This is a genomic window from Paenibacillus sp. BT-177 (assembly GCF_025846815.2).
Lineage (GTDB): Bacteria > Bacillota > Bacilli > Paenibacillales > Paenibacillaceae > Paenibacillus > Paenibacillus polymyxa_C.
In genome coordinates, this window is record NZ_JAOYTP010000039.1 from 1 (window position 1) to 928 (window position 928).

General features: G+C 53.3%; 1 protein-coding gene. It reads left to right on the top strand.

Annotated elements, in window-relative coordinates:
• On the top strand, positions 1-928 hold a 928-nt coding region (locus OIU26_RS25835; RefSeq protein ID WP_264218418.1), incomplete at both ends, for a condensation domain-containing protein.

The window sequence follows — 928 nt, forward strand, 5'->3', positions numbered from 1 at the left end:
TGAAAGTGGAAGACGTGCAAGAGGTCATCGTACTGGCCCAAGCGGACGAGCAGGGACAAAACCAACTGGTGGCGTACTATGTCGCTGAAAGAGACGTAAGCGCTGGGGAGCTGCGCGGCTTCCTGGGTGAGGGGCTGCCAAACTACATGGTGCCTTCGTACTTTATTCAGCTGGAGCAGATGCCATTGACACCCAACGGTAAAATCAACCGCAAGGCCCTGCCAGCACCGGAAGGCAGCCTGCAAAGCGGAGCGGATTATGTAGAGCCGCGCACAGCGCTGGAGCAGACGTTAGCTTCCATTTGGCAAGGGGTATTAGGAACGAAGAACATCGGTATTTTAGATAATTTCTTTGATCTGGGCGGCGATTCGATTAAAGCAATCCAGGTATCCTCCCGCTTGCTGCAAGCGGGCTACAAGCTGGACATGAAGGATTTGTTCCAATATCCGTCCATTTCGCTGCTGAGTGGTCATGTACACCCAGTTAGCCGTACAGCCGATCAGGGCGAAGTTTCGGGTAGCGTCAAGCTGACCCCGATCCAGCAGTGGTTCTTTGGACTATCGTCGGCAGAGCCGCATTATTTCAACCAGTCGGTGATGCTGCATCGAGCAGAAGGCTTCGACATAGGCGCATTGCATCGCACGGTGACCCAGGTGACGGAGCATCATGATGCGCTGCGTATGGTCTTCCGTCAGACCGAACAGGGATATGAAGCGTGGAATCGCGGTGTGAACGAAGGTGAGCTGTATCATCTGGATGTTGTGGATTTGACAGGCGTCGAAGACGCGGCAGATGTGGTGATGGCGATTGAAACGAAAGCCAATGCCATCCAAAGCTCCATTCGTCTGAATGAAGGACCGCTGGTGAAGCTGGGACTTTTCCGCTGCATGGATGGAGATCATTTACTGATTGCCATTCACCATTTGGT